Source organism: Pseudomonas coronafaciens pv. oryzae str. 1_6 (assembly GCF_000156995.2).
Taxonomy (GTDB): domain Bacteria; phylum Pseudomonadota; class Gammaproteobacteria; order Pseudomonadales; family Pseudomonadaceae; genus Aquipseudomonas; species Aquipseudomonas tremae.
Window position 1 is genome coordinate 436,511 of sequence record NZ_CP046035.1, and the last position, 9,936, is coordinate 446,446.

Here is a 9,936-nt window from a genome sequence, read left to right on the forward strand (position 1 = left end):
GGGTGGGCGGACGCAGAGTGCGGTCCGCCCGCCGCTGGTCAGGGCGTGGAGGCCGGTGGCTTGCCTCAGCGGCTGTAGCTGATACGCCCATCCACCAGTGTGTAGCGCACCGAGCCCGGGAGGCAGTGGCCGATGAAGGGGCAGTTGTCGCCTTTTGACAGCCAGGTCTCACCTGCAACGGTGGAGGCAGCCGGGTCGAACAGCACGATGTCGGCAGGCGCGCCAGCACTCAGCTTGCCGGCTGGCAGGCGCAAGGCTTGTGCCGGGCCGCTGCTCAGGCGGGCCAGCAGGGTTGGCAGGTCCAGCAGGCCATCTTCAACCAGCGTCATCGCCAGCGGCAACAGCAGTTCGACACTGCTGATGCCCGGTTCTGTCGCGCCAAACGGTGCCAGCTTGGCATCGCGCTCGTGCGGCTGGTGGTGGCTCGATATCGCTTGAATAACCCCTGACTTCACAGCTTCACGCAGGCCATCGCGGTCGGCACGGGTGCGCAGCGGCGGCTGGACGTGATACAGGCTGGAGAAGTCGATCAGCGCTTCATCGGTCAAAATCAGCTGATACAGCGCCACATCCGCTGTCACAGGCAGCCCACGTGCCTGAGCCTGGGCGATCAGCGCCGCGCCACGGGCGCTGGTCAGTTGGCTGAAATGCGCGCGCACGCCGCTTTGCTCGACCAGCAAAAGGTCGCGAGCCAGCGCCACTGTTTCGGCTGTTTCAGGAATGCCGGCCAGCCCCAGAAAGGCGGCAGTCGGGCCATCATGCGCCAGACCACCTTCGGCCAGATCCCGATCCTGAGAATTGAAAATCACCGTCAGGTCAAACGTGGCCGCATATTCCAGCGCCCGGCACAGCGTGCGGGTATTGCTGAAGCTGCTCAGACCATTGCCGAAGGCCACGCAGCCTGCGCTGCGCAGGGCCATCAGTTCTGCCAGTTGTTCGCCTTCCAGGCCCTTGCTCAGCGCCCCGATGGGGAACACTTTGCTGAAACCGGCTTCGCGGGCGCGGTCCAGAATCAACTCGGCTACTGCCGAGGTGTCGAGCACCGGTTTGGTCTGCGGCGGGCAGCACACGCTGGTCACGCCGCCGGCTACCGCTGCACGGGTTTCGCTGGCGATGCTGCCTTTGCGGCTGTAGCCGGGTTCGCGCAGGGCCACGTTGAGATCGACCAGACCGGGGGCTGCGACCAGCCCGGTGGCGTCGATGGTCTGGGTGGGCTCGAAGCCTTCCGGTGCGGCGCCGATTGCGCACAGCTTGCCTGCTTCTATGTGCAGGTCGGTAATCTGATCCAGCCCGCTGACCGGGTCGATGACGCGAGCGCCGAGGATGCTTAGCTTCACTGGGCGTTCTCCTGCTCGAATTGTCGTTGCGCGTTTTGTCCGCTCATGGCCATCGACAGCACCGCCATGCGCACGGCGATGCCGTAGGTCACCTGATTGAGAATCACCGAATGCGCTCCGTCGGCCACCGCCGATTCAATTTCCACACCGCGGTTGATCGGGCCGGGGTGCATGACAATCGCATCCGGCTTCGCAGCCGCCAGGCGAGTGGTGGTCAGACCGAACAGGCGATAGAACTCGCCTTCGCTGGGCAGCAGGCCACCGGTCATGCGCTCGCGTTGCAAGCGCAGCATGATCACCACGTCGACATCCTTCAGGCCTTCGTTGAGGTCGGTGTAGACCTTCACACCATACTGCTCGACACCAACCGGTAGCAGGGTCTTCGGCCCGATCACGCGGATGTCCGGGCAGCCCAGCGCCTTGAGCGCAATCATGTTGGAACGCGCCACCCGCGAATGCAGGATATCGCCGACGATGGCCACCGACAGGTTCTCGAAACCTCCCTTGTGACGACGAATCGTCAGCATGTCGAGCATGCCTTGGGTAGGGTGGGCATGGCGGCCGTCGCCGCCGTTGATGATCGCCACGTCCGGGCACACGTGCTCGGCAATGAAATGCGCTGCGCCCGAGTCGGCGTGGCGCACGACGAACATGTCGGCGGCCATCGCTTCAAGGTTACGCAGGGTGTCGAACAGCGTCTCGCCCTTGCTGGTGGAGGAGGTCGAGACGTTCAGGGTGATCACGTCGGCCGACAGTCGCTGTGCCGCCAGCTCGAATGTGGTTCGGGTGCGCGTCGAGTTTTCAAAGAACACGTTGCACACTGTCTTGCCGCGTAACAGCGGGACCTTTTTCACCGCGCGGGCGCCGACTTCGAGAAAAGAGTCGGCGGTGTCGAGGATTTCGGTCAGCAGCTCGCGGGGCAAGCCGTCCAGAGACAGAAAATGGCGCAGCTGGCCCTGATGGTTGAGCTGCAGCGGGCGCTTGGCGTCGAGAGGCGTCATCGCAATGAACTCTTAAAGGGCGGTGGAAAGGTCTTGAAGTTCGAGTGTCATTGGCGCAGGGCCGGACAGCTTGATGCGTTCGTTCGGTGCCAGCGACAGCGTTGCCCCGACCACGTCAGGGCAGATCGGCAATTCACCGGCGTCCAGGTCCAGCAGGCAGACCAGCGTGACGCTGGCCGGGCGGCCGTAATCGAACAGCTCGTTGAGTGCGGCGCGGATGGTACGGCCACTCATCAGTACGTCATCGATCAGCACAAGGTGTTGGCCTTCGATCTCGAAAGGCAGCTCTGAAGGGCGAACCTGAGGGTGCAGCCCATTCTGGCTGAAATCATCGCGATAGAAGGAAACGTCGAGGGTGCCGAGTGGCGACGGATTGTCCAGCGCTTTGAGCAGCGCCTGAGCGACCCATACGCCGCCGGTACGAATGCCGATGAAGCGAGGGTCGCTGATGCTGCGCTTGCTCAGATGAGCGTTCAGGTCAGTGGCCATCTTACGAATCAGCTCGGCGGGATTTGGCAGACTCATGGTTGCTCCTTTGAGGCTCGGGCAGCGTCCATCCATGGCGCCTTGCTCAAGCGGTAACGTGGAATCCGGTTATCTCGAAGCGGTCTGGGCTGCAAAAGTCACACATTCAGCAGCTCGGGGTGCTCGTCCAGCCAGCCTTGCAGAAGCAGTGCAGCGGCGATGGCGTCCACCGGGTTGTCGCGATAGCTGCCTTTCTGTCCGCCGCGCGCCATGCGCTCGCCTTTCGCCTCGAAGGTGGTCAGGCGTTCATCGTGGGTGTAGACCGTTACACCAAAGCGACCATTGAGCCTGCGCGAGAACTTCTCGGCGCGGGCGCTCATGTCGCTGGGTGTGCCGTCCATGTTCAATGGCAGGCCGACCACAATTGCGTCAGGTTTCCATTCGGTGATCAACGCCTGGACCTTGTCCCAGTCCGGTACGCCATTCTGCGCCTTGAGCGTGCAGAGTTCGCGAGCCTGACCAGTGATTGCCTGGCCGACGGCAACGCCGATCTGTTTGGTGCCGTAATCGATGCCCAGCAGAAGCCGTAGCGCGGCCATCAAGCGTGTCCTGCCTGGGTCGAAATCAGGCTGAGGTTGACGCCAAGGCGCCTCGCTGCTGCGTCGAGGCGCTGATCGCTGTCGACATCGAACAGGATGGCTGGGTCGAACGAGCAGGTCAGCCAGGCATTGTCGGCCATTTCGGCATCCAGTTGACCGGCATCCCAGCCCGCATAGCCCAGGGTGATCACATTTTGATCAGGGCCATAGCCGTCGGCGATGGAAAACAGCACATCCTGGGAAGTGGACAACGAGATACCGCCCGGCAAGGCGACCGTGGCCTGAAACATCTGACCGCTGGGGTGCAAGACAAAACCGCGGTCGGTCTGCACCGGGCCGCCGTAATGAATGGCGATTTCCTCGCAGCGCTTGGGCGCAGGAAGCTCCGGCCGCAATTGTTCAAGCACATCCGCCAGAGACAGGCCTTGCGGGCGGTTGATCACCAGCCCCATCGCGCCATTGGCGTTGTGCTCGACAACGTAGGTCAAGGTCTGAGCAAAGTTCTCGTCGTGCATGTGGGGCATGGCGATCAGGAACTGATGCTTGAGATAACTCGGAGAGACTTTTTTCATGAGTCCTAGTTTGGCGTCGTGTTACAGGCCTGACAACTGGCACTTAGCAGGTGCCCGTTGTCCATTGGCAAAAATGTCAGTTGCTGGACAGTTTGTCGCCGCGTGCAAATTTCCAGGTGCGAATGATCTCAAGTCTGTCGATATCCGCCAGATCGCCGGTGAACGGCGCAAAAGGCGCTGCCAGACGCACGATTCGCTGAGCCGCCTGATCGAGCAGCGGTTGCCCCGACGACTCCAGCACCAGCACCTCGTACAGCGAACCATCCCGATTGATTGACACAAGAAGTCGCAAATTGCCGTAGATCTGCTTGCGGCGTGCTTCCTCAGGATAGTTCAGGTTTCCGACCCGTTCGACCTTCTTGCGCCAGTCGTCCTTATACCAGGCGCCTTTGTCGCGCATGGTCGAAGCCGCATTGAGGCGATGGATCTTGGGGCGCTTGGCATAAGCCTGTTGTTCGGTCGAAAGTTCGGCTTCCAGGCTGGCGATCTCGTTGCTCAGTTCCGCGCTGTCAAAGGTCGGTGCGGCCTTGGCTGTCGGTTCGGGCTTGACCTCTTCGCGCTTGGCAACGGTTTTCTGCTGGCTGGGCGCTGTGGTCGCCACGGCGGTCTTGGGTGCCTCCTGCCTGACCACGGGCTTGCTGGCTGGGGGCGGGGTGACCTTATTGACCTTGGTGTCCTGATAGGGCGCCAGTTCGGTGGTCTTGAGCGTCTCGGCCTTGTCGAGGGTGCCGCTGCCCTGCTGGTCGTCCTGCGCCAGAAAATCCGCCTGTTTGGGCTTTTCTTCGCTCTTGAAGGTGGCGAGGGTGATTTCCAGGGTCTGCGAGATATGCTCCGGCTTGACGTAGGTAAAGCCCACGCCAAGGATCACTGCCAGGTGGATCAGCGCCGCGATCATCATGGTGAAACCCAGACGATCGGCAGGGCGCACACCCGCAGTGGAGAGCTCTAGGGGGAGGTCGTTCTTGGCCATGGATGTCATTGGCGGTTCAGCATCTCGTCAGCCTGCATGTCAAAATCCGTGTCGTGTTACAGGTGGCGCATGATAACGCAATGTGTAGTGCGGCTTTACGGCGGATCGGACGAAGGGACGCCGTGGCGTACGGTTTGACCGCAGCCAGCAGCGTCAGCGTTTGATCAGCCTTTGCGCGCTTCGAGTTTCTTCTCGATGGCATCCATCAACAGGCCACCAATGTCGGTGCCGTAGGCGTTGTCGATTTCGCGGATACAGGTCGGGCTGGTCACGTTGATTTCGGTCAGGTGCTCGCCGATCACGTCCAGACCGACGAACAACAGGCCTTTTTCGCGCAGCGTAGGGCCGATCTGTTCGGCGATCCAGCGGTCCTTGTCACTCAGCGGGCGGGCTTCGCCGCGGCCACCAGCGGCCAGGTTGCCGCGTGTTTCACCCGCTGCAGGGATACGCGCCAGGCAGTACGGCACCGGCTCGCCGTCAACCATCAAGATGCGTTTGTCGCCGTCCTTGATGGCTGGCAGATAGCCCTGCGCCATGATCTGTTGAGTGCCGTGAGCCGTCAGCGTTTCAAGGATGACTGACAGATTAGGATCGCCTGCACGGTGGCGAAAGATCGATGCGCCCCCCATGCCGTCCAGCGGCTTGAGGATCACGTCGCCCTGCTGTTCGGCGAACTCGCGAATGATATCGGCACGGCGGCTGACCAAGGTCGGCGGGGTGCATTGCGGAAACAGCGTGGCAAACAGCTTTTCGTTGCAGTCGCGCAGGCTTTGCGGCTTGTTGACCACCAGCACGCCGGCGCGCTCGGCCTGCTCCAGCAGGTAAGTGGCGTAGACGAACTCCATGTCGAACGGCGGGTCCTTACGCATCAGGATCACGTCCAGATCGTCCAGGCCGGCGTCGACTTCAGCCTCGAATTCAAACCACTTGGCCGGATCGGCAAACACCTTGAGCGGCTTCATGCGCGCGCGGGCCTGGCCAGCGTTCTGGTACAGGTCTTTCTGTTCCATGTAGAACAGCGACCAGCCGCGATTCTGGGCGGCAAGGAGCATGGCCAGCGAGCTGTCCTTTTTATAGGAGATGCGCTCAATGGGGTCCATGACAATCCCTAGGCGAACGCTCATGGGCAATATCCTCTGATCGGTAAGGGCCGTGACGGCCGTAAAATTGGCATCAGGGTGGCGTTCCGATTGCTCCCGGTCAAGGGGCAGGTCCGCCACGGTGCAGTTTATGGATTGAGTCTGGAGAGTGTGCTAAAAAGACTGCGCATCCGGGCTTCAATCCCTTTGGATCAATGAAGCGATAAAGTCAGGCTCCCGGTGACTCGCAGAATGCGCAAAAATTCGCTGCGGCGATGGAAGAGCAGCTTATGGAACAACACGCCTCCGCCTTGAAAGTCATGGTCATCGATGACTCGAAGACTATCCGCCGCACCGCCGAAACGCTGCTTAAAAACGCTGGCTGTGAAGTCATCACGGCGATAGACGGTTTCGACGCACTGGCCAAAATTGCCGATAACCACCCGCGCATCATATTCGTCGATATCATGATGCCGCGCCTGGACGGTTATCAGACCTGCGCACTGATCAAGAACAACCGCGCATTCAAATCGACGCCGGTCATCATGCTGTCCTCCAAGGACGGCCTGTTCGACAAGGCCAAGGGGCGGATCGTCGGTTCCGACCAATTTCTGACAAAGCCTTTCAGCAAGGAAGAACTGCTCAACGCAATCAAGGCCCATGTGCCCGGCTTCGTTGCCGCAGAACACCATCTATCGTGATGCCCGCGCCTGATGTCGCGCGCTCGAAAACTGACGGGGAACACCCATGGCTCGAATATTGATCGTCGATGACTCGCCGACTGAAATGTACAAACTCACCGGCATGCTTGAAAAGTACGGTCATGAAGTGCTCAAGGCCGAAAACGGTGCCGATGGTGTGGCGCTGGCCCGTCAGGAAAAGCCCGATGCCGTGTTGATGGACATCGTCATGCCGGGGCTCAACGGTTTTCAGGCCACCCGCCAGCTGACCAAGGATCCCGACACCAGCATGATCCCGGTGATCATGATCACCACCAAGGATCAGGAAACCGACAAGGTCTGGGGCAAACGCCAGGGCGCTCAGGATTACCTGACCAAGCCGGTGGATGAAGAAACCCTGATGAAAACCCTGAATGCGGTGCTGGCCGGCTGATTGCCGGAATCGTCATGGCCGAGCCACGTACCGCCTTCGAATTGCTGCTGGACATGGACCGACGCTGTCGTTCGCTCGCGGCCGGCCTGCCATTGCAGGAAGCCCATCAGCAGGACTGGGTAGGGATCGGATTCCGGATGGGCGAGCAGCGTTTCGTTGCGCCTATCCGCGAAATTGCCGAAATTCTTCACGAGCCGCGTCATGCCGTGATGCCAGGCGTAAAGTCCTGGGTGTCGGGCGTCGCCAACCTGCGCGGCCGGCTGTTGCCGCTCATGGACCTGTGCGGGTTCTTCGGCCTTGAAGCGATGACCGCGCGCAAGCAGCGGCGGGTGCTGGTGGTCGAGCACAACGAAGTATTCGCCGGTCTGCTGGTCGATGAGGTGTTCGGCATGCAACGTTTCAGTCAGTTGAGCCTCATACCTCAGACCCCGCAAGATGTCGATCAAGGTATCGCGCCGTTCCTGCGCGGGCAGTTCATTCGTGAACAGGCATGGCAAGTGTTCAGTCCTTGGGCGGTGGTGCAGTCTGCAGATTTCATGGACCTGGCATCTTAGGCTCTGTACGAGAAGTGGCTGCGCTCGTTGATGCTGCGTTAAAACAGGCTCGGAATGCTCATTTACAATCAGTAGATTCCGCTTCCTTACCTGTTTTGCCTTGCCTGACCTTCGCTCGCCGACTTTCGTACAGAGCCTAGGCTCTGGTTTGTTATGTTTCACAATTGATCCAGGCGGGGGCCTGATTAATGAGTAATACAGGCAGGTCACTGGAGGGCGCACGAAGCCGGACGCAGATCATCCTGCTGTTCGTCGCGCTTATCGTTTTCATCGTGTTGCTGTTCGCCAATTTCGCGTACCTCAATACACAGTCGAATTACGACAAGCAGTACATCGGACATGCCGGTGAGCTGCGTGTCCTGTCCCAGCGCATCGCGAAAAACGCCACTGAAGCGGCCGCCGGGAAAACTCAGGCGTTCAAGCTGCTGGCTGACGCGCGCAATGATTTCGACGTGCGTTGGGGCTATTTGAAGAAAGGCGACCCGGCCACCGGCCTGCCCGCCGCCCCCGACCTGATCCGTGAAGAATTGCGCACTGTGCAGAAGGATTGGGAGGGGCTGCGCAAGAGCACCGACGTGATTCTTGCCAGCGAGCAGACTGTGTTGTCGCTGCATCAGGTGGCTGCGACACTGGCCGAAACCATTCCGCAACTGCAGGCCGAATACGAAAAGGTTGTCGAGAACCTTCTGCAAAGTCGTGCGCCCGCAGCCCAGGTTGTCGTCGCACAGCGTCAGGCACTGCTGGCTGAGCGTATTCTCGGCTCGGTCAATACGGTACTGGCCGGTGACGAAACGGCGGTACAGGCTGCGGACGCGTTTGGCCGTGATGCCAGCCAGTTCGGCCGGGTGCTGAATGGCATGCTGGAAGGCAACGCCACGCTGCGAATCACCCAGGTCGAGGACCGCGATGCCCGCGCTCGACTGGCAGAAATTGCCGAGCTGTTCGAGTTTGTGTCCGGCTCGGTGGACGAAATTCTGGAGACGTCGCCTGAGCTTTACCAGGTGCGCGAGGCGTCCGGCAATATCTTCAACACCTCGCAGACCCTGCTGGATGAAACCTCGGTACTCGCCAATAGTCTGGAAAACCTCGCCAAACGCCGCACGATGAATACTGTCGGGGGTTACGTGCTGGGGCTGCTGGCGCTGATGTCGATCATCCTGATCGGTCTGGTCATGGTCCGCGAAACCAACCGTCAGCTGCGCGAAACCGCACAGAAAAGCGAGCGCAACCAGACCGCGATCATGCGCCTGCTGGACGAGATCGAGAGCCTGGCCGATGGCGACCTGACCGTGACCGCCTCGGTCACCGAAGACTTTACCGGCGCGATTGCCGACTCCATCAACTACTCCATTGACCAACTGCGCGAACTGGTGGTGACCATCAACCTGACCGCCGAGCAGGTGGCTGCCGCAGTGGCCGAGACCCAGGCCACGGCGATGCAACTGTCTGCTGCATCCGAGCATCAGGCGTTGCAGATCAGTGCAGCCTCGACGTCGATCAACGACATGGCAGCCTCTATCGATCAGGTCTCGGCCAATGCGTCGGAATCCTCGACGGTGGCAGCGCGTTCGGTGGCAATCGCTAACAAAGGCAACGAGGTGGTGCATAACACCATCCACGGCATGGACAACATTCGCGAACAGATTCAGGATACCTCCAAGCGTATCAAGCGGCTTGGCGAGTCTTCGCAGGAAATCGGCGACATAGTCAGCCTGATTGACGATATTGCCGACCAGACAAACATTCTGGCGCTCAATGCGGCCATTCAGGCATCGATGGCCGGAGATGCGGGGCGCGGCTTTGCAGTGGTCGCCGACGAAGTACAGCGGCTGGCCGAGCGATCTTCGTCCGCCACCAAGCAGATCGAAACGCTGGTGCGCGCCATCCAGAACGACACCAACGAGGCGGTCATCTCCATGGAGCAGACCACCAGCGAAGTGGTGCGCGGTGCGCGGCTGGCGCAGGACGCCGGTGTGGCGCTGGGGGAAATCGAAGGGGTTTCCAGAGTGCTGGCCGAACTGATCGAAAGTATCACCGAGGCCGCCCATCAACAGGCCGAGTCTGCCGGACAGATTTCCAAGACCATGACCGTGATTCAACAGACCACGTCCCAGACCACCTCGGGCACAGCGGCCACCGCAGAGAGCATCGGCAATCTGGCGAAGATGGCCAGCGAAATGCGCCGCTCGGTGTCGGGGTTCACCTTGCCGCCCTCGAAGAAAATCGGATGATGTTCAAGACATGAA

At 60.6% G+C, this 9,936-nt stretch carries 11 protein-coding genes; 4 read left to right on the top strand and 7 right to left on the bottom strand.

The genetic code is table 11. The features are described 5' to 3' along the window. Positions 1–65: 65 nt before the first annotated feature. From POR16_RS02095 to gshB, 7 genes are all read right to left on the bottom strand, one after another. Positions 66–1,337 (bottom strand): dihydroorotase, encoded by a 1,272-nt coding sequence (locus POR16_RS02095; RefSeq protein ID WP_005888335.1) that lies wholly within the window; start codon positions 1,335–1,337, stop codon positions 66–68. Then, positions 1,334–2,338 carry an aspartate carbamoyltransferase catalytic subunit gene (locus POR16_RS02100; RefSeq protein ID WP_005888337.1) on the bottom strand — a complete coding sequence of 335 codons (1,005 nt, stop codon included), beginning with the start codon at positions 2,336–2,338 and terminating at the stop codon, positions 1,334–1,336. The genes POR16_RS02095 and POR16_RS02100 overlap by 4 nt, the downstream gene beginning before the upstream one ends. A 12-nt stretch (positions 2,339–2,350) precedes the next feature. Next, positions 2,351–2,863 carry a bifunctional pyr operon transcriptional regulator/uracil phosphoribosyltransferase PyrR gene (gene pyrR / locus POR16_RS02105; protein ID WP_005888339.1) on the bottom strand — a complete coding sequence of 171 codons (513 nt, stop codon included), beginning with the start codon at positions 2,861–2,863 and terminating at the stop codon, positions 2,351–2,353. Positions 2,864–2,961: 98 nt separating this feature from the next. Continuing rightward, positions 2,962–3,402, bottom strand: a complete 441-nt coding sequence (gene ruvX, locus POR16_RS02110) for a Holliday junction resolvase RuvX (RefSeq protein ID WP_005888341.1) — start codon at positions 3,400–3,402, stop codon at positions 2,962–2,964. Beyond that, positions 3,402–3,974 (bottom strand): YqgE/AlgH family protein, encoded by a 573-nt coding sequence (locus POR16_RS02115; RefSeq protein WP_005888343.1) that lies wholly within the window; start codon positions 3,972–3,974, stop codon positions 3,402–3,404. The genes ruvX and POR16_RS02115 overlap by 1 nt, the downstream gene beginning before the upstream one ends. Positions 3,975–4,050: 76 nt before the next feature. Continuing rightward, complete coding sequence (locus POR16_RS02120) at positions 4,051–4,953, bottom strand: energy transducer TonB (protein ID WP_024668620.1); 903 nt, start codon at positions 4,951–4,953, stop codon at positions 4,051–4,053. Positions 4,954–5,108: 155 nt separating this feature from the next. Further along, positions 5,109–6,068: a glutathione synthase gene (gene gshB / locus POR16_RS02125; protein ID WP_005888347.1), complete on the bottom strand. Its 960-nt coding sequence runs from the start codon at positions 6,066–6,068 to the stop codon at positions 5,109–5,111. A gap of 245 nt (positions 6,069–6,313) precedes the next feature. Here gshB and pilG point away from each other — a divergent pair, with 245 nt between their 5' ends. The 4 genes from pilG (at position 6,314) to POR16_RS02145 (ending at position 9,921) form a co-directional block, all read left to right on the top strand. Then, complete coding sequence (gene pilG, locus POR16_RS02130; RefSeq protein ID WP_005888348.1) at positions 6,314–6,724, top strand: twitching motility response regulator PilG; 411 nt, start codon at positions 6,314–6,316, stop codon at positions 6,722–6,724. A gap of 46 nt (positions 6,725–6,770) precedes the next feature. Then, a complete protein-coding gene (gene pilH, locus POR16_RS02135; protein WP_005888349.1) occupies positions 6,771–7,136 on the top strand; it encodes a twitching motility response regulator PilH in 366 nt (121 codons plus the stop codon). Between the two features lie 14 nt (positions 7,137–7,150). Beyond that, complete coding sequence (locus tag POR16_RS02140) at positions 7,151–7,690, top strand: chemotaxis protein CheW (RefSeq protein WP_005888350.1); 540 nt, start codon at positions 7,151–7,153, stop codon at positions 7,688–7,690. Positions 7,691–7,878: 188 nt separating this feature from the next. Beyond that, positions 7,879–9,921, top strand: a complete 2,043-nt coding sequence (locus tag POR16_RS02145) for a methyl-accepting chemotaxis protein (RefSeq protein ID WP_005888352.1) — start codon at positions 7,879–7,881, stop codon at positions 9,919–9,921. Positions 9,922–9,936 lie beyond the last annotated feature (15 nt).

Coding starts and splice junctions, on each gene's coding strand:
- POR16_RS02100 (WP_005888337.1), bottom strand. CDS start 2,338: ATGACGCCTCTCGACGCCAAGCGCCCGCTGCAGCTCAACCATCAGGGC.
- pyrR (WP_005888339.1), bottom strand. CDS start 2,863: ATGAGTCTGCCAAATCCCGCCGAGCTGATTCGTAAGATGGCCACTGAC.
- ruvX (WP_005888341.1), bottom strand. CDS start 3,402: ATGGCCGCGCTACGGCTTCTGCTGGGCATCGATTACGGCACCAAACAG.
- POR16_RS02115 (WP_005888343.1), bottom strand. CDS start 3,974: ATGAAAAAAGTCTCTCCGAGTTATCTCAAGCATCAGTTCCTGATCGCC.
- POR16_RS02120 (WP_024668620.1), bottom strand. CDS start 4,953: ATGACATCCATGGCCAAGAACGACCTCCCCCTAGAGCTCTCCACTGCG.
- gshB (WP_005888347.1), bottom strand. CDS start 6,068: ATGAGCGTTCGCCTAGGGATTGTCATGGACCCCATTGAGCGCATCTCC.
- pilG (WP_005888348.1), top strand. CDS start 6,314: ATGGAACAACACGCCTCCGCCTTGAAAGTCATGGTCATCGATGACTCG.
- pilH (WP_005888349.1), top strand. CDS start 6,771: ATGGCTCGAATATTGATCGTCGATGACTCGCCGACTGAAATGTACAAA.
- POR16_RS02140 (WP_005888350.1), top strand. CDS start 7,151: ATGGCCGAGCCACGTACCGCCTTCGAATTGCTGCTGGACATGGACCGA.
- POR16_RS02145 (WP_005888352.1), top strand. CDS start 7,879: ATGAGTAATACAGGCAGGTCACTGGAGGGCGCACGAAGCCGGACGCAG.